Source organism: Streptomyces fradiae ATCC 10745 = DSM 40063, assembly GCF_008704425.1.
Classification (GTDB): domain Bacteria; phylum Actinomycetota; class Actinomycetes; order Streptomycetales; family Streptomycetaceae; genus Streptomyces; species Streptomyces fradiae.
In genome coordinates, this window is sequence record NZ_CP023696.1 from 2745484 (window position 1) to 2769245 (window position 23762).

Here is a 23762-nt window from a genome sequence, read left to right on the forward strand (position 1 = left end):
CGCGCCCCGCGGGGGCCGTCGCGACCGTGGGGAGCCCCGCCGGCCACCAGGCCGGCGGGGCTCCCGCCGTACGGGGCCGGCGACGGTGCCGCCGTACGGGGCAGGCGCACGGGCGGCGCGGGCCGGGGCGGGCCGGGCCCGCGCCGTAGGGTGCCCGCCGGGCAGCGGCACGCACCCGGGCGGTGCGTACGGGCCCCACCCGGCGGCCGGGCTGCCTCACCGCCGCCCAGGCCCCTCCCCCGCACCGGGAACCTCCCCGGCACGGTCGACGGCGGCCCTGGCGAGCACCGCCGAGGTGCCGACGACGGTACCGGCCGGGCCCGCGTCGCCGGCCTCCGTGAGCACGGTGCGCTCACCGAGGAACGCGTACGTCACCCGGTCGAAGACCCACTGCGTCTGCCGGCCGTGCGCCGTGCGGGCGACCGCGACACCCTCGCGCCCGGCGGCGTCGCGGGCCCCGTCCACCACCGTCACGCCGGGAATCCTGGCGGCGGCCCGGTACAGCGCGGCACCGACCTCCGGCGGCGCCCAGGTCTCCGCCAGCAGCCCGCCGATCGCGTCGAACGCCCGCTGGTCCGGGTCCTGGCCCCCGCCGGTCTCCTCGCGGATCAGCGCCAGCAGGGTGTCCGGGTCGGTGGGCAGCGACGCCACGTACGCGTGGGTGGGGTCGCCGACCGAGGGCCGGCCGTCCGACAGGGTGCCCGGACGGGGCGTCGCCCCCGGCCCGTCGAGGTGCTGGACCGGCGCGTCGCCGCCGAGGACGCTGTCGGGCCTGCCCTCCTCGCGGAGCAGGCCGGGGCGGCTGCCGTCGGAGGACAGCCACACCTGCCGCCGGTGCGCGGGCGCCAGGGAGGCGGGGCCCCCTCCCGCGCTCTGGGCGGCGTAGGCGACGCGGCTCTCGACGTACACGAACTGGTTTGCGCGGACCGCCGGTTGCTTCTGCTCGGCGGCGGCGAGGGCGATGCGGTCGAGGAGCCGCGCCGCCTCGGGCGTTCCGGGAGCGGCGGGGCCGGCGGGGGCACCGCCCCGCGCGGTGCCGGCACCGGGCCCGGCGGAGTCGGGGAGGTTCACCACCACCACGCCGCCGACCGCCACGGTGCAGGCGAGGGCCGGGCCCAGCACGCGGGCCAGCCGCCACCGCGGCGGGCGCGGGGCCCGCGCGGGGCGTGCGCGGGACGCCTCGGAGGCGGCGGCCTCGCGGAGCAGCGCCTCCTTGAGGAGCAGCCCGCGGTGGGGGTCGAGGTCGGGCACGGACGGCGGGGGCAGCAGGGCGGTGAGGTCGAGGCGTTCGCTCTCCTCGGAGGAGTGGGGGGAGCGGCCGCGGGGGCTGGTGGTCACGGGGTCCTCCTGGTAGGGGCGGTGGCGCGGGGTGCGCGGTGCGGTGCGGGTGAGCGGGGAAGGGGCGGACGGACCGGCGCTCGCCGGGCCGGCCGACGGGCCGACGCGGGACAGGCCGACGGCGGACGGGCCCGATTGGCCGACAGTCCGACGGGCCGACGGGCCGCCGTCGGAAGCCCCCCCGCGGGGAACGGCCCTCAGGGCGCGGCGGCCGGGCGGGCCGTGGCGGAGCGCATCTCACGGGCGGTCAGTTCCCGCAGCCGCGTGCGGGCACGGGACAGCCGGGAGCGGACCGTGCCGACGGGCACCCCGAGCGCCTCGGCCGCGGCCGCGTAGTCCAGGCCCGCCCACACCACGAGGGTGAAGACCTCCCGGTCGCGGCGGCGCAGCCGGGCCAGGGCGGCGTGCGCGGCCCGCAGGTGCTCGGCGTCGGCCAGGTGCGTGACGAGGTCGTCGGCGAAGTCCGGGACGGAGCCGCGCTCCGGTACGCGGGCGAGCGCGACCTCCCGCCGCCGCCGCGACCGGGCGTTGCGGCGCATGACGTTGGTGGCGATGCCCAGCAGCCACGGGCGCAGCCCGTCCCCTTCGGGGCGCAGCTTCCCCCGGCCGCGCCAGGCCTCCAGGAAGGTGGCCGAGACGACGTCCTCCGCCTCCGCCCAGTCGCCCGTCACCCGCAGCGCGTAGCGGTACAGGACCCGCGCGTGTTCGTCGTACAGCTCGCCGAGGGCGTCGGGGTCCCCGCGGCGGAAGCGATTCCTCATGACTGATTCCACACTCGGCACTGCCTCCCGGATCACCCCCGTTCCGGTGACGTGCGCCACAGGCGCGCCCACCCGGAGCCGGCGCCCCACCGACCGCGGCCACCGCAAGAGCGCCCAGGCCCCATCAGCGACAGCCACCCGGCACCGACCCACGACCCACCCGAGGCAGCCCCGCCCGACACGAACCCACAACCCACCCGAGGCAGCCCCCCGACACGAACCCACAACCCACCCCGGCGGCGACCTTCCCCGAACCGGCACCCCACCCACCCCTGTGACGCGGCACACAGGAACTCCCCCTCCCCCGGGCGCAGTACAGGGCATGACCACTTCTTCCGCACCCCGACCCCGCCGGAGCGTCCTGCGCGCCCTGGCGCTCGCCGCACTGCTCGGCGGGCTGACGCCGGTGGGTCCCGCCTCGGCCCTCGCCGCCGAGCCGGAGACGTTCACCCTCACCATCAGGCACCTGGACCGCACCGGCCGGCCCGCGACCGAGTACGGCACCCAGGTGCTCGGTCTCGCCGGCGAGGGCGCCGACGAGGCCGTCCACCCGTACGACGCCTCCGGCACGACGACCGTGCGGCTGCCCCGCGGCCGGTACATGCTGAACAGCGCCCTCACCGACCGGCGGGGTGGGATCAGCACGGACTGGATCGTCCAGCCCCGCCTGGACCTCGACCGCGACACCGTCGTCACCGTCGACGCCCGCACCACCGCCCCCGTCGACGTGCGGCCCCCCGACCCCGCCGCGGTGTTCCGGCGCAGCGGCATGTTCGTCGAGGTCAGCCACGGCGGCGTCAGCCGCGAGGTCAACATCGTCAACGCCACCCCGAGCCTGCGCGTCGCCCACCTCGGCCCCGATGCCGAACCCGGCTCGGTGCGGCAGTGGTTCGACGCGTACTGGTCGAACGACACCGCCCAGTACGCCCTCGGCCAGACCTTCACCGGCAGCCGCGCCCTGACCGGGCTGACCCGGCACTACGCCCAGAAGGACCTGGCCACCCTGCGGCTGCGGGCCGGGGCGCGACCGGGCACCACGGGGACCGCCCGGTACGACCTCCAGCCGAAGGGCGACACGACCGTCTCCGCGTACGGGCAGCTGACGGCACCCGGCACCACGACCTTCCACGTGACCCCGGACCGCGGCACCTGGAACATGACCTATACCGCGCCCACCGCACCGGAGGGGACGCCCAACCGCTACGTCGCCGACATCACCGCACGTGCAGGGGCCATGACGACCCACACCTTCGACAACCCCGTCTTCGGCCCCTCCATCAACGGCCGGCCGGGCGCCGAACGCGACGGCGACAAGCTGCTGATGGACGTCCCGATGCTCGCCGACGGCGACGGCCACGCGCCGTCGTCACCGTCGTACGACACGGCCTTCACGACGCTGACCCGCGACGGCGTGCGGATCGGCACCCACTCGGGCACCCCCGGACAGGCCGAGTTCACCGTGCCTCCGTCGCGGGCGGCCTACCGGCTGACCAGCACGGTCAGCCGCAGGGGCGCGACCGGCGCCACCACCCGCGCGACGGCGTCCTGGACCTTCACCTCCGAAGCAAGCACCGCGCGGACCGCCGGAAAGACCCGCGGACACACCCCCCTCAAGACCACCGGCACCAGCACCCCCGGACGGTCCCCCCTCCCCCTCAGCACCGTGCGCTTCTCCCCTCCACTCGACGCGACCGGCACCGCGACCGCGGACACCCCCGTCCGCGTCCCCGTCACCGTGGAGGGCGCGGCGGCGAACGGCCGCGTCCGCTCGCTGAAGGTCTCGGTCTCCACCGACGGAGGCGCCTCGTGGACCCGCCTCCCGGTCGAGGACGGCGCCGTCACGATCCACAACCCGCGGGCGGGCACCGGTGTCTCGCTGCGCGCCGAGCTGACCGACACCGCCGGCAACACCCTGGAGCAGACCCTGGTCGACGCCTACCGCACCGAGTGACCCTCCGCCCGTGACGGATGGCGGCCCTCCGCGACCTCCTGAACCAGGAGTACGTCCCGCAGACGGCGGACGCTCGCGAGCCAGGGGCCGCCATCCGACTCCGCCCACAGCTCCAGCAGCTCGGACGGCTCCGTCATGACCCGGTCGAGGGCCTGCACCGCGTCACCGCGCAGAGCCGAGAGATCGGGAAGGGGCTCCTCGGGCCCGTAGGCGGAATCGACCGGGTCGCCGCCGGGGCACTGCGCGGCGACCAGCGCGGCGGCTGCCACCGCCTCCTCCCCCTCGGGCGCCTCGAGGTAGTCGGCGGTGCCGACCACCCTCAGGAGAGCGCCGCGGACGACGCCCTCCCGCTCTCCCTCCGCCGCCTCGTCGAGTGAGCCGCAGAAGTCCGCGGCGGTGTCGTTGTCGAACGGCCCGATGTCCCAGGTGCCCATGGTTCCCCCCAGATGGTTGCCGACCTCCCTGCATCCTGGCACCCACCACTGACAACGGCGGTCCACGGCCAGCGGGCCCGGCCCCCACCCGGCCGAAGCTGCGCCCCCGGACCTCCAGGACCACCATGGAAGAGAAGGAGCAAAGAGGACACGACACCAGAGGAGGCCCCCATGGCCGCCGACAACGAGACCTTCGTGCGCGACCTCTTCCGGGCCTGGAACGACCGCGACTACGACGCCATAGCCGGGTCCGTCGCGGCGGACTGCACCCTGATCGAGGAGGGCAGCGGACGGAAGCTGAAGGGCCCGCAGGAGTTCACCCAGCTCGCCAAGGCCATGTTCGACGCGATGCCGGACGGCAGGTTCACCCTCGACCACCTCACGGCCCAGGGGGACACGGTGGTCGTCGAGTACACCGGCGAGGGAACCCAGACCGGCGACCTGACCCTGCACGCGGGCACCCTCCCCGCCACGGGCCGCCACGTCACGGTGCACGCCTGCGACATCTACGAGGTCAAGGACGGCAAGATCCAGCAAGGCCGCGCCTACCTGGACACCGGCGCGATCATGAGCCAACTCGGCCTGACCGAACAACTCCAGACCTGACCGCGACCGTCCGGACCGACGGCAGCCGGTCATGGCCCCGGAAGGGGGCGGGAGCAGGAGGAGACACCGATGTAGGCCAGCCCGTCGTACGCCTGCGACAAGGTCACCGGGCTCCGGTGGAAGCGGTAGGTCAGCCGGGGCGCCAAAGCCCCGAAGCTGCGCGCCGGACGCGGTTCACCGAGCCACTGCCGCACGGCCGGCGGCGCGGTGACCGCCCGGCGGAGATCCAGCAGATGGTCACCGGGATGGGCGGCGGCGAGCCACGCCTCCACGCAGTCCGCGGGGGCGGGACCGATCCGGTGGGCGGCGACCGCGCCAAACCGGGCGCGCCGCCACGGGCCCGGCCGGAGACGGCGGGCGCGGAAGGCACCACTGCCGAACAGGAGACCGAGCGCGTAGTAGGCGTCTCCGTACCGGTCGCGGAGGTGCCGGCCCAGCACGGGGACCGCACCGTCGTGTCGCTGTGTGGTGACGTGGCCGTTGTGCGCCCAGACGGCGACCCTGGCGGACGGATCGGTGAGGAGTTCCGCGACGGCGTCCGCCATGCACCGGTCGCGTGCGGCGAAGGCCGTCCGTTCGGGGCACGTGTCGCGTCGGGGGCGTGTCACCAGGTCGGCGGCCCGGACCAGGATCCGGGCATCCCGTAAGGCGTCGTTCGTTTCGGAGGCGTGTCCGCGGAGGAGGTCCAGCACAGCCTCGGCATCGCGCACCAGGCGCCGCCGGGGGTCCGGCAGTGCCCCGGGATACGCCGTGGCGAGTACCCGCAGAGGCGCCAGGAGCCCTGCCGAACGATCCGGCATCAGCTCGCGCAGGACCGGTTCCAGGCGGGCCAGGGAGTGACCGCAACGCTGGGGGTCGACGCCGGCGAAGCGCACCCGCCGAGCCGAGGGCCGGCCGCGGTTGTAGGCGCGCATCCACTCGACCACCGCCAGCACCTCTTCGGTCCGCCAGGTCCAGAAACCGAGGTCCGTGATGGCCTTGGCGGGGTCGCCGACGCCGTCGCGCACATACGCGTCGACGGCCGGTGCGGCCGATGCGCTCGCTTCCATGGCGAGGACGGTAAAGCCCAGTTCCGTGACGAGGTACTCCAGCAGACGGTGCTTGAGCTGGAAGAACTCACGCGTACCGTGGGTCGCCTCGCCCAGGCCGACCACCCGTACGCCCTCGAGCACACCGGCGAGGGCCCGCAGGTCGGAGCCGTCACCACCCGGTACCAGACCGCTCAACGGCATGGCGTTGCGCGCCAACCAGGACGTCACCTCACGGACCACCGGACCGCGTTCCGTCGCCGACATGGATGCCGAGACTACTCGTGCGAACGCATGACACGCGAGACCCGCGAGCGCCGCTACCAGGCCCGTGAGACCGTCGGAACCCGCGTACGCGTATCGATGTCAGTGGCAGGCGGTTGGACGACGTCCATGACCGTCCAGACGCTGCTGCCCCTGCTTCCCGACCCTGACGCCCTGCTGGCCAGGTGCCGGGCGCTGGCGCTGCTCGACTTCGCCCTCGACGCGGACATCCCGACCCACGGGTTCGTGTCCGAATGGCGTGGTGGCGTCGACCTGGCCTGGAGGGACAACGGCTCGGGCGACCAGTACGCCGTCGTGTTCGATCCGGCCGGAGTGTTCCTCCATGGCTTCGATCACGAGAGTGACGCCACGCCCTGGCGGGAGTCGCCCCGCGCGCACTGGCACGGCCTTCTCGACGGCCTGCCCGCGTCGCTCGCGCACTACCCGGCGGCGCCGGAGTTCCGGTTCGACGGGTTCTTCGACGCGACGGTGTGCGTGTGGCGCGAGAGGGGGCCGGGTCCTGGCAGTGCGGTCCGGTCGAGTTCGCTCCTGACGAGACCGACGGGGCTGACTGGCTGTTCGAGCTTCTCACCGATGGCAGCGCGGACGCGTACGTCGGCCTCGCGGAGGACTACTACGAGCGGAGCATCGACCGCGACGCCGTGACGGCGATCCTGTCCCAAGTGCCGCTGAGCCGCAGGACCATGGCTTCCCTGTCACCCACAGCCGACTTCGCGACTGCGGCGAGGCGCGCCCGCACACTCGGCTCCACCGTTGCGCACCAGCCCTGGTTTGTCAGAGGCCGCCCCTATCGTGCGGGCGACAGTGCTGGTGAGAGGAGCAACCATGGGGTTCTCGGGTGAGCTGGGGTCTTCGGTCGTAGTGCGCGTCCGCTCATCGAGGCACCCGTCTTCGGGGGAGCGCAGGAGGACGACGAGGGCGGCATAACCGCTTGGTGGCCACGACCCGGCGGCTGGCAGACGTGGCAGTTCCACGGCACCCTTCCCCGCGGGACCGAGGCAGTCCTGCGAGCCGTGGTCGAATGGACGGGGGCTCCGGCCTGCGTGGCGTCCGTGCACGACAGCGACGTAGCGGTGATGTCGGGTATGGAACCCGGCGGCGAGCAGTGGGACATGTGGCTGAACCTCCGGATCGCGGCGGAGGTGTCGGACTGTCCGCTCGCCGAATTGGACTCCCGCGTGCCCGGCGACGCCCGCCGCGCCCTGGCCTGGGCGCGCTCTGCGGGAGTCGGCGACGGCGTGGACCCGACCACGATCGAGGAGGCCCTGCGGTCCGACCGGACCTTCGTGGAAGACCTCTACGACGCGCTTCTGGACCGCCTCGGCTTCCCGCTGGCAGTCGACCCTGACACATCGTGCTGAGCAAGGACCACCTTCGCCAAGGGGCCGCCCGGCGTCGGACTCCCTTCCCGCTCGGCCGACCAGGGTATTCACCGCTGCAAGCCGCTTCCCGGGTCCTCGAGAGGACACGCACGCCGGATCGATGAACGTTTCTGAGAGGCGCGCCTCAGTCCCACCAGAAGTCCCAGCGATGGGCGCCGGTGATCCGCTCGGCGTAAGCGGCCAGTGTGTACGGGCTGCTGCCCTGCCAGATGTTGTCCGGGCAGAAGGCGAAGTGCTCGGCCGCGACCAGGAGAGCTTCGCGGCCGTCGGCTGGCGGCGAGGCGACGCTGAGGTGCAGCGTGGAAAAGCCGACTGCGACGACCCGGGCGCCGAACCGGTGCTCCCAGTCGCGGACGACGGCGGAGAACTTCGCGGTGTCCGGGTCGTAGTTGCAGGGTCCAGCCCAGCCCACGGCCGTCAGCGCCTCGGCACCCGATGCCGCCGCGACCAACCCGAGACGCGCAAGCGGGCCGTCGCCGAGGAAGGCCGTCGCGAACTCGGCAGCCAGCTGGCCGGGGTCCGTCATCGTCTCCCGGCTGGGCGCGGGGCCGGGCCAGGTCTTTCCGAACGGGGCGGTGACGGCGAGGTGCTCATCGTTGTCGACGATGTCGTCTTCTTCGTCGACGGTCGTGTAGGTCGTCCACCACTGTGCGAGGAGGCCCGCAGGGTCGTGGCTTGCCGGGGAGGACATCCGCTCGGGGAAGACCTCCCGCGCCCACGAGAAGGGCGCGTGGGTCAGGGCTCCGGACACCCACGGGCGGAACTCGCCGTCGTACGGATCCGGAACGAGCAGCAGCGGCCACAGACCGGTACGAGCGTGCTCGGCACGCAACCGCGTCCACAGCCCGGCCGTCGCCGGCCCGTCACTGACCCACAGCGGCTGCACCTCTCCGTCGCCCTCATCGGCCGTGACCATCCGACCGGGCGGGAGATCCCATCGGACTTCCATCTCCATAGAGTGGGCGGCGCCGCCGTCCCCGCGGGGCATCACAGCCTGGCTCCCCTCACTCGATTCCGGAACTGCTGGCAAGCATGCCAGTCGGAAGTCCGCCCCGATGCGGTCAGGGTCCCCTCGACCCAGCCGCGACTCGGAGGAGCCCGAGGGCGGCCCAGAACCCCTCCTTCAGGCGATAGCGCGGACGCGAGTTTCGAAGTAGTTTCAAAGACATGGGTATCGAGGGCGCCGCCGTGAACTTCTCCGAGCTGGTGAACAAGAACAAGCAGACGCTGGCCCGGCTCAAGGAGTCGCCGAGACTGCTCCTGCACCGCAGAGACGGTGAAGATCTGGTCCTGACCACCGCAGCGCGGGCGGAGCAGGACCGGACCGTGGTGTCGGCAGCCACCCGCATGCTGGCCGCGATGGCGCGCCGGGAGCCCGGCAGCATGGAGCTGCTCCTGGACGTACTGCCGGATGCCTTCCCATGGGTCCGTTACCTGCCCGACCCGGATCTCCACGCCTTCGCCGTCGAACTGGTCGACACCATGCGCGCCGCCGACTCCGTGGGCAACAACGCCTCCGTCGCCCAGCTGCTCACCGCCTGGCAGCACACCGCCGAGGTCTACTCCGACCCTGAGTTGCTGGCCGCGCTGACCAGGGACCACGGCGAGGACTACGGCCCCGCGCCGGACCCGCGGGGAGCCGCGTGAGCGCGGGCCGCGGCGACCGGGCCGCACCGCCGGCACCAGAAGGCCACTGGGAAGTCCGCTTCGCCGACGCGGCCTCCGCCAAGGGATGGGAGAACCTCACCCGGCAAGCAAGGGAGAACACGTACCGCGCCTGGACCACCATGCGCACCGACCCCAGGCCGGCCACCGAAACGCCCCGGCACCACCGGCTCAAAGGCGCCTTGGCGCACGGCACTCACCGCGGACAGACCTGCGAACAATGGCAGATCGAGGTGACCGGCGGCGGCCGCGTCTGGTACCTCCTGGACACGGCCCGCGACACCTGCTGGATCACCTTCGCAGGCACCGGGCACCCACGGGCCACAGACCGGCAATGAAACCGCCAGGGCCCAGAAGAGCGGGGCCAGACCATCCCGGCGCATCGGGCGCCTTCACAGCCGCACACCAAGACAAAGCCCCCGCCCGGAGAACCCGGCGGGGGCTTCGATGTGCGTGGACCTGAGGGGATTTCAACCCCTGACCCCCTCGATGCGAACTACGGGCGGGAGGGGCGCTGAGGTCTGCAAGGCTGATCGAGCGGCTGCATGGGGGCGGTGGCGGTCGACTGCGGTCGCGGTGGTTGCTGTACTTTCCTGCTGTACGGCGGCCGGATGATCGGGGGGGCATGGCAGCGCTGGGGTTCTTCTTCATCGTCCTGCCGTGCCTCGCCGTCGTCAGCTTCACATGCTTTGCCGCATGTCGAGCCCAGAGACACAAGGCGTTCAAGGCTTTGGCCTATGCATGCCTGTGCCTCGGGCTCGTATGCGGCCTCACTCCCATAGGGATTGTCGTCTGGGCGTCTTTCCTGTAGATGCCGTGCGCCGGCCCCTTGTTGCCGGGTGGTTCCTGGTACGTGGCGAGGGCACTGGCTTGGAAGACCCCGTACGCGGATGCCCGCTGACCTGCGAGGTTGCTGACCTGGACCGGAGCAGTCTTGTTGCCTTGATTCACCATGGTTCCCTCTTTCGTCCGGCCCGTGATATCCGTGGTGCACGCGGCGAAGCTCACGGTCAAGGGTGCGAACCCGCCGGTGCTCGTCCTGGCGGTCGAGCACATCGACCGGGTGCTGTCGGGGCTGTCGCCGGTGCTTTCGCCTGATCAGGTCGCCCACATGTACGGCGTTGCCCGGCAGGCCCACACCTGGGCTGGATGATCAGGCATCGAAGTCGTACTCCAGCACGTATGCGGCGGAGTCAAGGACCATCTCGTTCACTTCGACAGGGCGCCCCTCGGCCGCGAACGCCGTGCGACAGATCATGATCACCGGGGTGCCCATCGAGAGCTGGAGACGATTCGCTTCCTCTTGCGATGGCATCCGGCTCCGGATCTCCTCGCGGAAGTGCACGGGCTTGTAGCCCAGCTCGGCCAGACGGGCGTAGATGCCGCCGGGGCCGGTTTCCTGCTGGGTGATCGCCGAACCTGCGACCGGATCCGCGGGCAGGTACGACGTGGCCAGCAGCGCGGGCTTGTCGTCCAGCACGAAGCGACGGCATGCTCGGCTTCGGCCTGTCCAAGACCAAGATGCTCGTCCTGACCGGGGAGATCCGCTCCGTCAAGGTCGGCCGCAACCGCCGCATCCTCCCGGCCTGGGTGGACGAGTACGTACAGCGCGTCACCGCCGATGCCGAAGGGCAGGCGGCATGAGCGGCAAGCGTGGCAACGGGGAAGGCTCCATCTACCCGTACAAGAACGGCTACGCCGCCTACGTCTGGGTGACCAAGCCGGACGGCAAGCGGGCCTGCCCGGAAGTACGCCTACGGCAAGACCCGCGAGGAAGTCCACGACAAGTGGCTCAACCTCCACACCGAAGCGAAGAAGGGCCCGGTGGCCACGTCCACGCCGACGCTGGCCCAGTACCTCGACCGGTGGCTCAAGGAGGTCGTGGAACCGGACCTGAAGCCGACTCGGCGGGAGGAACCGCGTTGCTGCGCTGCCGGTGACTGCTGTGATCAGGTGCCTTCTCGGCGCACCGTGCAGGATGCTCGGGCCGTGCTGCGGTCGGCCCTCACCAACGCCATGACGGAGGAGTTGATCAGCAAGAACGTCGCCGGGCTGGTCAAGGTGCGCTCGGGCCGGAAGATGAAGCGGATGCCGTGGTCAGTCGAGGAAGCCCGCCAGTTCCTCGAAGCCGCTCGGGCCGCCCGTGACCCGCTCTACCCGGCCTACGTGCTGATCCTCGTCCTCGGCTTCCGACGGGGGTGAGGTGCTGGGGCTCACGTGGGCGAACGTGGCCCTCGACACCGGTGAGATCACGGTGCAGCACCAGTTGCAGTGCATCCGGCGCCGCCTGGTCCACGACGAGACCATGACCGAGGCGTCGTCGGCCACGCTGCCCCTGCCGCAGATCTGCGTGGCGGCTCTCCAGCTCCGGCAGAAGGAGCAAGCCGCAGCCAAGCAGACGGCCGGTGAGCTGTGGTCGGAGTCGGACTTCGTCCTCACCACGCGGTACGGGACGCCGATCGAGCCGCAACTTCAACCGGACCTTCACCGACCGGTCCGGCAAGGCGGGCGTCCGGCGTATTCGGCTGCACGACACCCGGCACACGTGCGGGTCGCTCCTCGCCGCGCTCGACGTGCACCCGCGCATCGCCATGCAGATCCTTCGCCACAGCAAGATCGCCGTGACGATGGAGGTGTACACGCACGTTCCGTCCGAGGCGACCCGCAAGGCACTGCGGAAGCTCCGGAAGCACCTTGGTCGGCAGTCCGACGTAGTTGCTGTACTTCGCTGCTGTACGGCAAGACAAAGCCCCCGCCCGGAGAACCCGGCGGGGGCTTTGATGTGCGTGGACCTGAGGGGATTTGAACCCCTGACCCCCTCGATGCGAACGAGGTGCGCTACCAGTCTGCGCCACAGGCCCTTGCGACGTGTGAAACATTAGCATCCCGATCGGGGTGCTCGGAAATCCGCTTCCCGGCCGGGGCTCGGAGGGCGGGGCGGGCGGTCATTCGTTGGCCGCCCGGGGGCGGTCGTCGTCGGCGTACTGGTCGAAGAGCGGGGTGCGGCCGTGGTCGCGGGGGCGGCGCGGCGCGGTGGCCGACGGGTTGGGGTTCTTGCGGGTCGGCGGGGGCGGGGTGGGCTCCGCCGGGGAGGAGCGGGCGGCGCTCCAGGTCTCCGGGTCGGTCACGTCGACGCCGCCCGTCGCGCGCGGGGCGACCGGGGCGGTGACGTAGGTGGGGAGCGGGACCGGTACCGGGTCCCAGCTGTCCCCCCGGGCCGGGCCGCGGTCCCGCTGCTGGTCCACCCACTCGGCGTGGTCGGTCTGCTCGACCAGGGCGCGGCGGTCGGCTTCGGCCGGGGACACCTGCGGTACGGCGACCGGCTCCGGGTGGGCCGGGGGCTCCTCGCCCTGGGCGGGGACCGCCGGGCGTCCGCGGCGCGGGCGGCGGTTCTCGCGCAGGCGCTGGGCGGCGGCCTCGGCGCGGCGCTGGTCCATCACGTACACGAAGCGGCGGCGCTCCTGGCGGCGCAGGTACACGATGTACGCGCTGAGCAGGACCGCCGGGACGCCGGGCGCCCACAGGAAGGCGAGGCCGCCCACGGCGGCGACGACGGCGCCGACCGTGAAGGCGAGGAACAGCAGCACCGTCGTACGGCGGCGGCGCGCCAGGACGCGGGTGCGGCGGGCCCGCTCCGCCGCCGCCCGGGAGTCCGCCGGCTCGGAAGCGGCGGGCGGGGGCGGGGTGGCGGGATGCGGGGAGGGGTGCGCCGCAGGGTGCGCGTGGGCGGCGGACGGCGGGGCGGGGCGGTGCACGGCCGGGGGGCGGGGGTCCGGGAGCTCCAGGCGGGCCTCCGTGTGGGACGGGGGCGCGGCGAAGGCCCGGACGTCGACCGAGTCGATCTGCTCGGTCTCGGCGTCCGGGTCCACGTCGGGCACCCGCCAGTCCTCGTCGGCGCCGCGGGCGCGCAGCTCCTTGGCGTACCGGCGCTCCATCCCCGCCCTTCCGGACAGGAGCCGGATGGCGGTGCTGAAGCGTTCGGTCGGGCGGGCTTCGTTCAGCTCGTCCTGCCTGCGGAGCCACATCGGCACCAGATAGGCGGCCCAGGCTCCGACGATGACTGCGTAGATGAGGCCGCTGCTGCTCACGCCTCACACGGTAGAGGGGTTCGCCTTGGGCCATCGGCCAATTGGGCCGGTGTGTCGCACGATCTGGCTGATATCACTGACATTTTTGTGATTGGTCAGACCGATTTCGCCCGGGTAAGCGCTTAATTCGAACAAGTGATTTATTTTGGTTGGCGTTCCCGCCTCGACCTGTGCCAGCGGCGCACCAGGCCGTCCGGGACCTCCTCCGCGGTCAGCGCGAAGACGAGGTGGTCGCGCCAGGCTCCGTCGATATGGAGGTAGCGGGGGCGCAGCCCCTCCTCCCGGAATCCCAATTTCTCCACGACGCGGCGGCTCGGCCCGTTCTCGGGGCGAATGCACACCTCGATCCGGTGCAGCCCGACCGACCGGAAGCAGTGGTCCACGGCGAGTGCGACCGCCGTGGGCATGACCCCGCGCCCCGCGACGTCCTGGTCGACCCAGTAGCCGACGTGCCCCGAGCACATCGAGCCCCAGGTGATCCCGGCGACGGTGAGCTGGCCGACGAGCCGCCCCCGGTACTCGATGACGAACGGCAGCATCCGCCCGGCGTTGGCCTCGGCGCGCAGGTGGCGGACCATCTGCCGGTACGTGGGGCGCTGCACGGGCGGCGCGCCGGGCGCCGGCGGCGGCACGGTGGCCTCCCAGGGGCGCAGCCAGTCGCGGTTGCGCCCGTTCACCTCCCGCCAGGCGCGGTGGTCGCGCACCCTTATCGGGCGGAGCATCACGTCCCCGTCGGCGAGGGTGACCGGCCAGGCGGGGTTCATGACGCCGGGCGCGGATGGTCGCCGCCGCGCAGCTGGTCGACGGCGTGCACCAGGATCGGCTCCAGGACGGCCAGGCCGTCGCGTACGCCGCCGGTGGAGCCGGGCAGGTTCACGATGAGGGAGCGGCCCGCGACGCCGGCCAGGCCGCGGGAGAGGGCCGCCGTGGGCACCTTGGCCCGGCCGTGGGCGCGGATGGCCTCGGGGATACCGGGCACCTCGTGGTCGAGGACGCGGCGGGTGGCCTCGGGGGTGGCGTCGGTGGGTGAGACGCCCGTGCCGCCGGTCGTGAGGATCACGTCGTACCCGGCGCGCACCCCGTCCCGCAGGGCGGCCTCGACGGGGTCGCCGTCCGGGACGACCCGCGGGCCGTCGACGGTGAAGCCGAGCGCCGCCAGGCCCTCGGCGAGGATCGGGCCGCCCCGGTCCTCGTACACGCCTGCGGCGGCGCGGTTCGAGGCGGTGACGACGAGCGCGCGGTAGGTCACGACCGGCTCCAGTCCCCGGACTTGCCGCCCGTCTTCTCCTCCACCCGCACGTCGCTGATGACGGCGGCCTTGTCGACCGCCTTCACCATGTCGACGACCGTCAGCGCCGCCACGGTCACCGCCGTGAGGGCCTCCATCTCGACGCCCGTGCGGTCCGTCGTCTTCACGGTCGCGATGATCTCCACCGCGTCGTCGGCGACCGACAGGTCGACCTTCACCCCCGAGACGGCGAGCGGATGGCACAGCGGGATCAGCTCCGGCGTGCGCTTGGCGCCCATGATCCCGGCGATCCGGGCGGTGGCGAGCGCGTCGCCCTTCGGGACGCCCTCGCCGCGCAGCAGCTCCACCACCCCCGGCGACACGAGGACGCGGCCGCTCGCCCGCGCCGTGCGGGCGGTGACGTCCTTCGCGGAGACGTCCACCATGCGGGCCGCCCCCGCCTCGTCGATGTGGGTCAGCCTGCCTTGCGTACTCAACTCACTCCGCCTCGCGATCCTGGCGCCGGTCGTCCTGTCCGGCACGGCGGCAGACACCGTACCGCCGCGCCCGCCCCGCGGGGGCCGCCCGCTCAGCCGATGAGCACCAGCTCCACCTCGGCGCCGGGCTCCACGAGCGTGGTGTCCTCCGGTACGACGATGAGCGCGTCGGCCTGGGCCAGGGCGGCCACCAGGTGCGAACCGGCACCGCCCACAGGTGTGACGGTACCCGCCCCGGCGTCGTACGTCCCGCGCAGGAACTGGCGCTTCCCGGCGGGCGACGGCAGCGGCCCGCCGGCCGCGAGGCGGGCGCGCACGCGCGGGCGGTGGAGGTCGGCAAGGCCCATGAGGGCGCGGATCGCGGGGCGGGCGAACAGCTCGAAGGAGACGTACGAGGAGACCGGGTTGCCCGGCAGGGCCAGCAGCGGTGTGTGCTCCGGGCCGACGGAGCCGAAGCCCTGCGGCTTGCCGGGCTGCATGGCGAGGCTGCGGAACTCGACGCCGCCCCCCGGCTCGTCGGCGTCGGACGCGGCCGACAGGGCCTCCTTGACCACGTCGTACGCGCCGACGCTGACGCCGCCCGTGGTCACCAGGAGGTCGGCGCGGACCAGCTGCTCCTCGATGGTGGCGCGGAGGGTGTCCGCGTCGTCCGTGACGGCGCCGACCCGGTAGGCGATGGCGCCGGCGTCGCGGGCGGCCGCGGCCAGGGCGAAGCTGTTGGAGTCGTAGATCCGGCCGGGCCCCAGCTCCGCGCCGGGCTGGACGAGCTCGCTGCCCGTCGAGAGGACGACCACGCGCGGGCGGGGGCGGACGCGGACCGTGCCGCGCCCGATGGCGGCGAGCAGGCCGATCTGGGCCGGGCCGAGGACCGTGCCCGCGCGGAGCGCCAGGTCGCCCGCCGACACGTCGCTGCCGCGCGCGCGGACGTGGGCGCGGGCCTGCGCGGGGCGGTGGACGCGGACCTCGCCGCCCGCGCCCTGGGGGGCCGCTCCGGCCGGGCGCATCGACGTGGCGGCGCCTTCGCCGGTGCCGCCGTCGGTCCACTCGACGGGGACGACCGCCTCCGCGCCGGGCGGCAGGGGGGCGCCGGTCATGATCCGCGCGGCCTGGCCGGGGCCGACCTCGGGCAGGCCGTCGCCGCCCGCCGCCACGTCCCCGACGACGGTGAGCACGGCCGGGTACTCCTCGCTGGCCCCGGCGACGTCGGCGACGCGCACCGCGTAGCCGTCCATGGAGCTGTTGTCGAAGGGCGGCAGGGCGACGGGCACCGTGACGTCCTCGACCAGCACGCAGCCCTGGGCGTCGGGCAGCTGCAGCTCGATGGGGTCCAGCGGGTGGACGGACGCGAGGATGTCGTCGAGGTGCTCGTCGACCGTCCAGACCGTTCTCTCCGGGCTCTCCGTTCTCTCCGGGCTCTCCGGGCTCTGCCGGCTCGCAGGGCTCTGCGGGCTCTCCGGGCGCCCCGAGGTCTCCGGGCTCACAGGACTTCCCGGGCTCACCGGGCTCGCCGGACTCATGGAACTCTCCGGACTCACGGGACTCCCCGGGCTCGCTGGACTCACGGCGTCTGCATCTCCTCGGTGACGTAACGGCGGAGCCAGGACCGGAACTCCGGTCCCAGATCTTCACGTTCGCACGCGAGTCTGACAATGGCCCGCAGGTAGTCGCCGCGGTCGCCGGTGTCGTAGCGGCGGCCCTTGAAGACGACGCCGTGGACGGGGCCGCCGCTTCCGTCGTCGACGGCGAGTTTGTGGAGCGCGTCGGTGAGCTGGATCTCGCCGCCCCGGCCGGGCTCGGTCTTCCGCAGTATCCCGAAGATCGCCGGGTCGAGGACGTACCGGCCGATGACGGCGTAGTTGCTGGGGGCGTCGGCCGGGTCGGGCTTCTCCACCAGGTCGGTGACCCGCACGACGTCGGACTCCCCGGTGGGCTCGACGGCGGCGCAGCCGTAGAGGTGGACCTGCGCCGGGTCCACCTCCATGAGCGCCACGACGCTGCCGCCCAGGGTCTCCCGCACCTCCACCATCCGCGACAGCAGGGGGTCGCGCGGGTCGATCAGGTCGTCTCCCAGGAGCACCGCGAAGGGCTGGTCGCCCACGTGCGGGGCCGCGCACAGGACGGCGTGGCCGAGGCCGCGCGGGTCGCCCTGGCGGACGTAGTGCATGGTCGCCAGGTCGTTGGAGGCCCTGATCCGGTCCAGCCGCTCGTGGTCGCCCTTGCGGTCGAGGGCCTCCTCCAGCTCGTAGTTGCGGTCGAAGTGGTCCTCCAGGGGCCGCTTGTTCCGGCCGGTGATCATCAGTACGTCGTGCAGCCCGGCATCCACCGCCTCCTCCACCACGTACTGGATGGCCGGTTTGTCCACGACGGGCAGCATCTCCTTGGGAGTGGCCTTCGTGGCGGGCAGGAACCGGGTGCCGAGTCCCGCGGCGGGGATGACAGCCTTGCTGATCCCGGGATGCGACTGAGTCATGGCGAGCACCCTATCCGGTCGGTATGCGAGGAAGATGAGCCTTCGGTTAACTTCCTCCACTTATAGGAGAGTACGAGAGGCGAGGGGCAGGCGATCGTGGTGACGGACGAGGCCGCGGGCGGTACGGGTGGCACGGGTACGGGCGGTGCGCGTGGGAGTGGTGCGGGTGGGACGGCCGGGGTACCCGGTGGGGCCGAAGGAGCGGGTGGGGTGCCGGACAAGGCGGGGCTGCGGGCGCGGCTGCTGGCCGCCCGCGCGCTGCTGACCACCGAGGAGGTGCGGCGGGCCGCCGGCGAGCTGTCCGCCGCCGCGCTCCGGCTGCCCGAGCTGGCCGGGGCCCGTACGGTCGCCGCGTACGTCTCCGTGGGCCGCGAGCCGGGCACGCGCGCCCTGATCGACGCGCTGCGTGCGCGGGGCGTGCGGGTGCTGCTGCCCGTACTGCTGGCCGACAACGACCTGGACTGGGCCGTCTACGAGGGCTCGCACGGCCTCGCCAGGGCCCGGCTGAGCCTGCTGGAGCCGTCCGGGCCGCGGCTCGGCCCCGAGGCGGTCACGGAGGCGGACGCGGTACTGCTGCCCGGACTCGCGGTGGACGCGCGGGGCATGCGGCTGGGCCGGGGCGGCGGCTCGTACGACCGCGTACTGGCCCGCCTCGCGCGCGTGGGGGCCGATCCGGCGCTCGTGGTCCTCCTCTACCCGCACGAGGTGGTCGCCCGGGTCCCGGAGGAGCCGCACGACCACCCCGTGCACGCGGTGGTGACCCCGGACGGGGTGCGGCGCTTCACCGCCCCCGGTCCGCGCTGACCGGGCTTCGGCCGGGTCTGCGATCAGGCCTTCGGTCAGGCTTCTGTCAGGCCATCCGTCAGGCTTCTCAGGCCATCGGTCAGGGCTTCAGGACCAGGTGGTCGGCCTTCGCCGCGTCGACCGCCTTGTCGCTGAACGGCCAGGCCAGCAGCTCGCCGCGGGCCCAGGCGTCGGTCTGGTCGGTGTAGTTCGGGTGGTAGGCGTGGCCGGAGGCGCCGGTCAGGTTGATCCAGCGGGACTTGTCCCACTCGCCGACGTTGACCACCATCCGCATGGACGGCACCCAGACGACGCCGTAGCCGCCGGCCGCGTTCCAGCCGGTCGCGTTGACGGCCGCCTCGCCGCCCGCCAGGTTCCACGGGCCCCGGTTGAGGAGGTACTTCACCGGGTCCGGACCGCCCTTGCCGAGGGTCTGGTTGCGCAGGGTCAGCTGGTGCAGCCGGCCCCAGCTCCAGGTGGAGATGTCCTTGCCGAGCTGCGCGGTCAGCTCCCAGCGGGCGTCCTTCATGGCACGGGCGAGCAGCTGGTCGCGGGTCTGGGTGGCCTCGTCGAGGCGGTTCGCCGGCGTCTTCCACCAGGCGTTGTCCTCGTCCTGGAGGAGCGGGCGGACCACCTCGTACCAGCGGTCGCCGCCGTCGGGCTGGGCGTCGTCGGCGTCGCGCTGGCCGCACTCGCGGACGAGCCGGCCGCGCTGGTCGTCCGGGACGTTCGGGTCGACGGACGGGACGTTGAGGCACTCGCCCTTGACGCGCAGCTCCTTGGGGAGCTTGTCGCCGAAGGCCAGCTTCAGGACGTTGCGCCAGACCGCGTTGAAGTACGCGGCGGCGGCGGAGTCGGCCTCCTGCGTGTAGTCCCAGCCCTCCAGCAGCTTCTGCGCCTCGCGGACGTACGGGTCGGAGATGTCGACCTTCAGCAGGAGCGGGGTCAGCTGCTTGGCGATCTCGCTGCTGTTGTCCATCTGCATGGTGCGCATGTCGTCGGTCGAGATCTTGCCGCCGTCCTTGATCTTCGACTCGATGAGGTCGTTGATGCGCTGGCTGCGGGAGCCGTAGCCCCAGTCCGCGGTGAGGTGGTGCGGGTACGCGTCGTCCACGACGGCCTGGTTGGCGGTGACGATGTAGCCGCGCTTGGGGTCCTCCTCGTACGGCAGCTCGTCGAAGGGGACGTACTCGTCCTTCCAGTCGTACGAGGGGTCCCAGCCGGGGGCCGGGAGGGTGCCGTCGTGGCCCTTGGCGCGGACCGGGATGCGGCCGGGGGCCTGGTAGCCGATGTGGCCCTCGGCGCCCTTGGCGTCGGCGTAGACCAGGTTCTGCGAGGGCACCTCGAAGTCGCGGGCGGCGTCGCGGAACTCCTCGAAGTCGCGGGCCTGGTTGAGCTTGAAGACGGCGTCCATGGACTTGCCGGGAGTGAGCGCCGTCCAGCGCAGGGAGACCGCGTATCCGTCGGCGCGGTCGGGCGCGGCGTTGGCGACGGGGGCCTTCTGGCCCACCTTCTCCAGTTCGTCGCTGCGGTCGGAGATCAGCGGGCCGTTGTTGGTGGTGCGCACGGTGATGGTGCGGCTTCCGCCCCCGGCGATCTTTATGACCTCCTCGCGGGTCTCGAACGGCACCTCCTTGGTGCCCCGCAGGTAACCGCGGTCGGTGACCTTCTGGAGGTACAGGTCGGTGACGTCGGCGCCGAGGTTGGTGAAGCCCCAGGCGATGTCCTGGTTGTGGCCGATGATGACGCCCGGCATCCCGGCGAAGGTGTAGCCGGCGACGTCGTAGCGGCACTTGTCGGAGACGGCGCGGCAGTGCAGGCCCATCTGGTACCAGACCGACGGCAGCTGCGGGGCGAGGTGCGGGTCGTTGGCGAGCAGCGGCTTGCCGGTGGTCGTGTGCTTGCCGGAGACGACCCAGGAGTTGGAGCCGATGCCGGGGCCGTTGGGGCCGAGGAGGGCGGGGACGGAGTCCAGCGCGTCGGACAGGGCGGCGAGCTGGGACTGGAGGCCGCCCTGGGAGCCGCTCCCGATGCCGCCCTGGGAGCCGCTCTGGAGGCCGCCGCCGGTGCCCGTACCGGAGCCGGAGCCGCCGCCGAGGCCGGCGCCCTGGCCGGTGCCGTTCCCCGTGCCGTCGCCGTTGCCGTTCCCGTCCTCGTCGTCACCGCCGGCGCCCTCGGGCTTGAAGCCCTCGACGACGGGGCGGTGGGTCTTGAACGGGTAGGCCGGGTAGAGGTCCTTGATCTGCTCGGCGCTGAGCCGGCTCGTCATGAGCGAGCGGTCGATCTCGTCCTGCATGTTGCCGCGCAGGTCCCAGGCCATCGCCTTGAGCCAGGCGATCGAGTCGACCGGGGTCCACGGCTCGATCGCGTAGTCGTGGGAGAACTCCAGCACGGAGTACTCGACGGAGACCTCGCGGGGCGTCTTGTCCTTCAGGTAGGCGTTGACGCCGTCCGCGTACGCCTGGAGGTTCTTCTTCGTCTCGTCCGAGAGGACCTTGTCGTACTCCTCCTGCGCGACCCGGTGCCAGCCGAGCGTGCGGAGGAAGGCGTCCGTGTCGACCGCCTCCTTGCCGAGCATCTCGGAGAGGCGGCCGGCCGTCATGTGGCGGCGGACGTCCATCTCCCAGAAGCGGTCCTGCGCCTGGACGTAGCCCTGGGCGCGGAACAGGTCCGCGTCGGTGGAGGCGTAGATCTGCGGGATGCCGCGGGCATCGCGCTTGACGTCGACCGGGCCGGTGAGGCCGGGGAGCGTGAGCGTGCCGGTGGTCTGCGGGAAGGGCGCCCGCACGGTGCTGACGCTCCAGTAGGCGCCGTACCCGACGCCCGCGACGAGCGCCAGCACCAGGGCGATCACGAGCAGGCGGGCACGTCGCCCCTTCTTCTTGGGCGAAGAGACGGTGGTGTTGGCGGGCATCGCTGTCCTTCGAGGCGCAGGCTTGGTCCAGGAGTGCTGGAGCAACCATAGGCGCAGCGGCGGGGCGGCCCGGACGCGGTGTCAGTAAGGGCGCCCTTCACCCGAACGGGCCCCGGCGTCAGGAACGCGTTAATGATTAGGTAAGGTAACGAAGTAACCACGTCGTGAACCCCTCCCACGGTCGGGCATACCCGGCAATCACCCGCCCCCGCGGCGAACCAGGCGCGTTCACCGCGCCGCGGCGGGGCGCGGCGGGGCGGTGAGCCGGGCCCACGCGCGCGTGGGCGGGCGCAGGACGGCCGGCTGCGGTCGTCCTGCGCGCTTCGGGCGGTGGCCGTCCGGTGCGCGGGCGGTGCCGTCCGGTGCGCGGGCGGTGCCGTCCGGTGCCGCAGGCGGGGGCGGTGGCGCGGCTCGGTGTGCGGCCGGGGCTGCCCGGACGTCCGGGCGGGGCGGCCGCACAGCCGGGGGCTGCCACGGCGTGCGGCCGGGTGCCGGCCCGACAGCCGGCGGGCGCCCGGCCGCACGGCCGGACCCGTCCGGCAGCCGGCGGGTGTCCGGCCGCACGGCCGGACCCGTCCGGCAGCCGGCGGGTGTCCGGCCGCATGGCCGGGGCGCGCCCTCCCGCGCGGCGGAGGCCCGCCTTCCCGGGAGGCGCGACGACCGGGGTGCGGCCCGCACACGCGGCTCACGCGCGCCCGGGGCGTGCGGCCCGCGCCCCGCCGCCCGCCCGGCGGGCGCACAACTGAAGAGGTCCCGCCCGCGCACCATCTCCCGGAAAGGTTCGGCCCCTGACTGTCCACCAGCTCAACGAACTCCTGCTCGTCGGCTCTCTCGTCCTGCTCGTCGCCGTCGTCGCGGTCCGCGTGTCCTCGCGCAGCGGCCTGCCCAGCCTGCTGCTGTACCTCGGTATCGGCGTCGCCATGGGCCAGGACGGCATCGGCAACATCACCTTCGACAACGCCGAGCTGACCCAGGTCATCGGCTATGCCGCGCTCGTCGTGATCCTCGCCGAGGGCGGTCTGGGCACCCAGTGGAAGGAGATCCGGCCCGCCCTGCCGGCCGCGAGCGTCCTCGCGACCGCGGGCGTCGCGGTGAGCGTCGGCATCACGGCCGCCGCCGCGCACTACCTGATCGGCCTGGAGTGGCGCCAGGCGCTGCTCATCGGCGCGGTCGTCTCCTCCACCGACGCCGCGGCCGTCTTCTCCGTGCTGCGCAAGGTGCCGTTGCCGAAGCGGGTGACCGGCACCCTGGAGGCCGAGTCCGGGTTCAACGACGCCCCCGTCGTCATCCTGGTGGTGGCCTTCTCGACGACCGGGCCCGTGGACAGCTGGTACGTGCTGATCGGCACGATCGCGCTGGAGCTGGCCATCGGAGCGGCCATCGGCCTCGCGGTCGGCTTCGGCGGGGCGTACGCGCTGAAGCGGGTCGCCCTGCCGGCCTCCGGCCTGTACCCGATCGCCGTCATGGCCATCGCGGTCGCCGCGTACGCGGCGGGCGCCCTCGCGCACGGCAGCGGCTTCCTCGCCGTGTACCTGGCGTCCATGGTGCTCGGCAACGCGGGTCTGCCGCACCAGCCCGCGAACCGGGGCTTCGCCGAGGGCCTGGGATGGATCGCCCAGATCGGCATGTTCGTCCTGCTGGGCCTGCTGGTGACGCCGCACGAGCTGCTGGGCGACTTCTGGCCGGCCGTGCTCATCGGGCTCGTCCTGACAGCTGTGGCGCGGCCGGTGTCGGTGTTCCTGAGCCTGACGCCGTTCCGGCTGCCCTGGCAGGAGCAGGCCCTCATGTCCTGGGCGGGGCTGCGCGGCGCGGTGCCGATCATCCTGGCGACGATCCCGATGGTCTCCGGGATCGAGGGCAGCGAGAAGGTCTTCAACATCGTCTTCGTGCTGGTCGTCGTCTACACCCTGGTGCAGGGCCCGACGCTGCCGTGGCTCGCGAAGGCGCTGCGGCTGGGCGACGGGTCGGCCGCCACCGACCTGGGTGTGGAGTCGGCGCCGCTGGAGCGGCTGCGCGGCCATCTGCTGTCCCTGTCGATCCCGGAGCGGTCCAGGATGCACGGTGTGGAGGTCGCCGAACTGCGGCTGCCGCCCGGCGCCGCGGTCACGCTCGTCGTCAGGGACGGCAAGAGCTTCGTGCCGTCCCCGGCGACGGTGCTGCGGCGCGGCGACGATCTGCTGGTCGTGGCGACCGACCCGGTGCGCGACGCCACGGAGCAGCGCCTGCGCGCCGTGGGGCACGGCGGCAAGCTGGCGGGCTGGCTGGGCACGGGGGGCGGCTGAGCGGGGTCCGGGGGGCCGGAGCGGGGTCCGGGGCGGGGCGTTCGCGGGGA

At 73.1% G+C, this 23762-nt stretch carries 23 protein-coding genes, 1 tRNA gene and 2 pseudogenes; 12 read left to right on the top strand and 14 right to left on the bottom strand.

Annotated elements, in window-relative coordinates:
* Positions 1 to 216: 216 nt before the first annotated feature.
* Together CP974_RS12090 and CP974_RS12095 are read right to left on the bottom strand one after the other, a co-directional pair.
* Positions 217 to 1338, bottom strand: a complete 1122-nt coding sequence (locus CP974_RS12090) for a CU044_5270 family protein (RefSeq protein WP_031130251.1) — start codon at positions 1336 to 1338, stop codon at positions 217 to 219.
* Positions 1339 to 1535: 197 nt separating this feature from the next.
* Positions 1536 to 2099, bottom strand: a complete 564-nt coding sequence (locus tag CP974_RS12095; RefSeq protein ID WP_037937456.1) for an RNA polymerase sigma factor — start codon at positions 2097 to 2099, stop codon at positions 1536 to 1538.
* 322 nt (positions 2100 to 2421) lie between these two features.
* Between CP974_RS12095 and CP974_RS12100 the strand changes: the two genes are divergently transcribed.
* Entirely contained in the window at positions 2422 to 4050 is a 1629-nt protein-coding gene (locus CP974_RS12100; RefSeq protein ID WP_031130249.1) for a hypothetical protein, read from the top strand.
* Here the strand turns inward: CP974_RS12100 and CP974_RS12105 are convergent.
* Positions 4035 to 4484, bottom strand: coding sequence for a DUF4259 domain-containing protein (locus tag CP974_RS12105; protein WP_037937448.1), 450 nt, complete (start codon positions 4482 to 4484; stop codon positions 4035 to 4037). The two genes, CP974_RS12100 and CP974_RS12105, sit on opposite strands and share 16 nt — an antisense overlap.
* Positions 4485 to 4655: 171 nt before the next feature.
* Between CP974_RS12105 and CP974_RS12110 the strand changes: the two genes are divergently transcribed.
* Positions 4656 to 5090, top strand: a complete 435-nt coding sequence (locus CP974_RS12110) for an ester cyclase (RefSeq protein WP_051839252.1) — start codon at positions 4656 to 4658, stop codon at positions 5088 to 5090.
* Positions 5091 to 5119: 29 nt separating this feature from the next.
* Here CP974_RS12110 and CP974_RS12115 read toward each other — a convergent pair whose 3' ends face one another.
* A complete protein-coding gene (locus CP974_RS12115) occupies positions 5120 to 6385 on the bottom strand; it encodes an erythromycin esterase family protein (RefSeq protein WP_031130246.1) in 1266 nt (421 codons plus the stop codon).
* Positions 6386 to 6511: 126 nt separating this feature from the next.
* Here CP974_RS12115 and CP974_RS12120 point away from each other — a divergent pair, with 126 nt between their 5' ends.
* Both CP974_RS12120 and CP974_RS30145 read left to right on the top strand, forming a co-directional pair.
* Positions 6512 to 7048: a hypothetical protein gene (locus tag CP974_RS12120; protein ID WP_223844448.1), complete on the top strand. Its 537-nt coding sequence runs from the start codon at positions 6512 to 6514 to the stop codon at positions 7046 to 7048.
* Between the two features lie 431 nt (positions 7049 to 7479).
* Positions 7480 to 7764 (top strand): hypothetical protein, encoded by a 285-nt coding sequence (locus CP974_RS30145; RefSeq protein ID WP_223844449.1) that lies wholly within the window; start codon positions 7480 to 7482, stop codon positions 7762 to 7764.
* A 145-nt stretch (positions 7765 to 7909) separates the two neighbouring features.
* On the opposite strand, the gene CP974_RS12130 is transcribed toward CP974_RS30145, so the two are convergent.
* Positions 7910 to 8734, bottom strand: coding sequence for a DUF4253 domain-containing protein (locus CP974_RS12130; protein WP_223844450.1), 825 nt, complete (start codon positions 8732 to 8734; stop codon positions 7910 to 7912).
* A gap of 218 nt (positions 8735 to 8952) precedes the next feature.
* Between CP974_RS12130 and CP974_RS12135 the strand changes: the two genes are divergently transcribed.
* The 3 genes from CP974_RS12135 to CP974_RS12150 all read left to right on the top strand — a co-directional run bounded on the left by CP974_RS12135 (position 8953) and on the right by CP974_RS12150 (position 10603).
* Positions 8953 to 9432: a hypothetical protein gene (locus tag CP974_RS12135; protein WP_031130243.1), complete on the top strand. Its 480-nt coding sequence runs from the start codon at positions 8953 to 8955 to the stop codon at positions 9430 to 9432.
* A complete protein-coding gene (locus CP974_RS12140) occupies positions 9429 to 9788 on the top strand; it encodes a hypothetical protein (protein WP_031130242.1) in 360 nt (119 codons plus the stop codon). Before CP974_RS12135 ends, CP974_RS12140 begins: the two co-directional genes overlap by 4 nt.
* A 638-nt stretch (positions 9789 to 10426) precedes the next feature.
* A complete protein-coding gene (locus tag CP974_RS12150; RefSeq protein WP_174887761.1) occupies positions 10427 to 10603 on the top strand; it encodes a hypothetical protein in 177 nt (58 codons plus the stop codon).
* Here CP974_RS12150 and CP974_RS12155 read toward each other — a convergent pair.
* Positions 10604 to 10939: pseudogene (locus CP974_RS12155) on the bottom strand (UTRA domain-containing protein); the annotation flags it as partial.
* A gap of 2 nt (positions 10940 to 10941) precedes the next feature.
* Here CP974_RS12155 and CP974_RS30970 point away from each other — a divergent pair.
* From CP974_RS30970 to CP974_RS30975, 3 genes and pseudogenes are all read left to right on the top strand, one after another.
* Positions 10942 to 11094 carry a MerR family transcriptional regulator gene (locus CP974_RS30970; protein WP_031137070.1) on the top strand — a complete coding sequence of 51 codons (153 nt, stop codon included), beginning with the start codon at positions 10942 to 10944 and terminating at the stop codon, positions 11092 to 11094.
* 180 nt (positions 11095 to 11274) lie between these two features.
* Positions 11275 to 11652: a hypothetical protein gene (locus tag CP974_RS30150; protein WP_224354475.1), complete on the top strand. Its 378-nt coding sequence runs from the start codon at positions 11275 to 11277 to the stop codon at positions 11650 to 11652.
* Between the two features lie 203 nt (positions 11653 to 11855).
* Positions 11856 to 12086 (top strand): annotated as a pseudogene (locus CP974_RS30975) (tyrosine-type recombinase/integrase); the annotation flags it as partial.
* Positions 12087 to 12237: 151 nt separating this feature from the next.
* On the opposite strand, the gene CP974_RS12170 reads toward CP974_RS30975, so the two are convergent.
* The 7 genes from CP974_RS12170 to galU all read right to left on the bottom strand — a co-directional run bounded on the left by CP974_RS12170 (position 12238) and on the right by galU (position 17733).
* Positions 12238 to 12311, bottom strand: a tRNA-Ala gene (locus tag CP974_RS12170).
* Between the two features lie 84 nt (positions 12312 to 12395).
* Positions 12396 to 13538, bottom strand: coding sequence for a divisome protein SepX/GlpR (gene sepX, locus CP974_RS12175; protein ID WP_150485801.1), 1143 nt, complete (start codon positions 13536 to 13538; stop codon positions 12396 to 12398).
* A gap of 140 nt (positions 13539 to 13678) precedes the next feature.
* A complete protein-coding gene (locus tag CP974_RS12180) occupies positions 13679 to 14302 on the bottom strand; it encodes a GNAT family N-acetyltransferase (protein ID WP_031131032.1) in 624 nt (207 codons plus the stop codon).
* A complete protein-coding gene (locus tag CP974_RS12185) occupies positions 14299 to 14799 on the bottom strand; it encodes a MogA/MoaB family molybdenum cofactor biosynthesis protein (RefSeq protein WP_078915560.1) in 501 nt (166 codons plus the stop codon). Before CP974_RS12185 ends, CP974_RS12180 begins: the two co-directional genes overlap by 4 nt.
* Complete coding sequence (gene moaC, locus CP974_RS12190; RefSeq protein WP_031131036.1) at positions 14784 to 15263, bottom strand: cyclic pyranopterin monophosphate synthase MoaC; 480 nt, start codon at positions 15261 to 15263, stop codon at positions 14784 to 14786. The genes CP974_RS12185 and moaC overlap by 16 nt, the downstream gene beginning before the upstream one ends.
* A 92-nt stretch (positions 15264 to 15355) precedes the next feature.
* Positions 15356 to 16744 carry a molybdotransferase-like divisome protein Glp gene (gene glp / locus CP974_RS12195; RefSeq protein WP_373276742.1) on the bottom strand — a complete coding sequence of 463 codons (1389 nt, stop codon included), beginning with the start codon at positions 16742 to 16744 and terminating at the stop codon, positions 15356 to 15358.
* Between the two features lie 77 nt (positions 16745 to 16821).
* The gene (gene galU / locus CP974_RS12200) at positions 16822 to 17733 is read right to left on the bottom strand and encodes a UTP--glucose-1-phosphate uridylyltransferase GalU (protein WP_031131040.1); all 912 of its coding nucleotides are present in this window, start codon (positions 17731 to 17733) and stop codon (positions 16822 to 16824) included.
* 210 nt (positions 17734 to 17943) lie between these two features.
* Between galU and CP974_RS12205 the strand changes: the two genes are divergently transcribed.
* Positions 17944 to 18537 (top strand): 5-formyltetrahydrofolate cyclo-ligase, encoded by a 594-nt coding sequence (locus CP974_RS12205; RefSeq protein ID WP_031131042.1) that lies wholly within the window; start codon positions 17944 to 17946, stop codon positions 18535 to 18537.
* A 79-nt stretch (positions 18538 to 18616) separates the two neighbouring features.
* Here the strand turns inward: CP974_RS12205 and CP974_RS12210 are convergent, their stop codons facing one another.
* Positions 18617 to 21430 carry a penicillin acylase family protein gene (locus tag CP974_RS12210; protein WP_031131044.1) on the bottom strand — a complete coding sequence of 938 codons (2814 nt, stop codon included), beginning with the start codon at positions 21428 to 21430 and terminating at the stop codon, positions 18617 to 18619.
* A 788-nt stretch (positions 21431 to 22218) separates the two neighbouring features.
* On the opposite strand from CP974_RS12210, the gene CP974_RS12215 reads away from it, so the two are divergent.
* On the top strand, positions 22219 to 23712 hold the full coding sequence (locus tag CP974_RS12215; protein WP_078915557.1) for a potassium/proton antiporter: 1494 nt from the start codon (positions 22219 to 22221) through the stop codon (positions 23710 to 23712).
* Positions 23713 to 23762: the final 50 nt, after the last annotated feature.

Coding starts and splice junctions, on each gene's coding strand:
- CP974_RS12095 (WP_037937456.1), bottom strand. CDS start 2,099: ATGAGGAATCGCTTCCGCCGCGGGGACCCCGACGCCCTCGGCGAGCTG.
- CP974_RS12100 (WP_031130249.1), top strand. CDS start 2,422: ATGACCACTTCTTCCGCACCCCGACCCCGCCGGAGCGTCCTGCGCGCC.
- CP974_RS12105 (WP_037937448.1), bottom strand. CDS start 4,484: ATGGGCACCTGGGACATCGGGCCGTTCGACAACGACACCGCCGCGGAC.
- CP974_RS12110 (WP_051839252.1), top strand. CDS start 4,656: ATGGCCGCCGACAACGAGACCTTCGTGCGCGACCTCTTCCGGGCCTGG.
- CP974_RS12115 (WP_031130246.1), bottom strand. CDS start 6,385: ATGTCGGCGACGGAACGCGGTCCGGTGGTCCGTGAGGTGACGTCCTGG.
- CP974_RS12120 (WP_223844448.1), top strand. CDS start 6,512: ATGACCGTCCAGACGCTGCTGCCCCTGCTTCCCGACCCTGACGCCCTG.
- CP974_RS30145 (WP_223844449.1), top strand. CDS start 7,480: ATGTCGGGTATGGAACCCGGCGGCGAGCAGTGGGACATGTGGCTGAAC.
- CP974_RS12130 (WP_223844450.1), bottom strand. CDS start 8,734: ATGGAAGTCCGATGGGATCTCCCGCCCGGTCGGATGGTCACGGCCGAT.
- CP974_RS12135 (WP_031130243.1), top strand. CDS start 8,953: ATGGGTATCGAGGGCGCCGCCGTGAACTTCTCCGAGCTGGTGAACAAG.
- CP974_RS30970 (WP_031137070.1), top strand. CDS start 10,942: ATGCTCGGCTTCGGCCTGTCCAAGACCAAGATGCTCGTCCTGACCGGG.
- CP974_RS12180 (WP_031131032.1), bottom strand. CDS start 14,302: ATGAACCCCGCCTGGCCGGTCACCCTCGCCGACGGGGACGTGATGCTC.
- galU (WP_031131040.1), bottom strand. CDS start 17,733: ATGACTCAGTCGCATCCCGGGATCAGCAAGGCTGTCATCCCCGCCGCG.
- CP974_RS12210 (WP_031131044.1), bottom strand. CDS start 21,430: ATGCCCGCCAACACCACCGTCTCTTCGCCCAAGAAGAAGGGGCGACGT.